The 588-nt window shown below is 69.4% G+C and carries 1 protein-coding gene and 1 pseudogene; both read right to left on the reverse strand.

Translation table 11 applies throughout. The annotated features are described in order from the left end of the window. The coding region (locus tag IE332_RS41695; protein ID WP_229929327.1) for a hypothetical protein at window positions 1-277 on the reverse strand (277 nt) is incomplete at its 3' end. Between the two features lie 72 nt (window positions 278-349). Further along, window positions 350-580 (reverse strand): annotated as a pseudogene (locus tag IE332_RS41700) (KR domain-containing protein); the annotation flags it as partial. Window positions 581-588 lie beyond the last annotated feature (8 nt).

The following is a 588-nucleotide window of genomic DNA, read 5'->3' on the forward strand; positions in this document are numbered from 1 at the left end:
TGGGGGTGAGGGTGGTGAGGTTGGTGAGGGGGGTGGTGGTTGTGGTGGTGGCGGTGGTTCGGGTGGTGGTGGGGGTGGTGAGGTGGCGGAGGACGGTGGGGAGGGTGGTGGGGTTGGTGGTGCGGAGGGTGCGGGTGTTGAGGTGGGCGGGGATGGGGTTGGTGAGTGGGGTGGTGAGGGCGGTGTCGAAGGCGGTGAGGCCGTCGTGGTTGGTGAGGGGGGTGATGCCGGTGCGGGTGAGGCGTTGGTGGTCGGTGGTGTGGAGGGTGGCGGTCATGGTGCTGGTTTGTTCCCAGAGTCCCCAGGCGAGGGATTGGGCGGGGAGTCCGGTGGTGTGGCGGTGGTGGGCGAGGGCGTCGAGGTAGGCGTTGGCGGCGGCGTAGTTGGCTTGGCCGGGGGTGCCGAGGGTGGCGGTGATGGAGGAGAAGAGGATGAAGTGGGTGAGGTCGAGGCCGAGTTGGAGGGTGAGGTCGTGGAGGTGGTGGGCGGCGTGGGCTTTGGGGGCGAGGACGGTGTCGAGGCGTTGGGGGGTGAGGGTGGTGATGGTGGCGTCGTCGGTGATGCCGGCGGTGTGGATGATGGCGCGGA

It is taken from the genome of Kitasatospora xanthocidica (genome assembly GCF_014656195.1).
Taxonomy (GTDB): Bacteria; Actinomycetota; Actinomycetes; order Streptomycetales; family Streptomycetaceae; genus Kitasatospora; species Kitasatospora xanthocidica.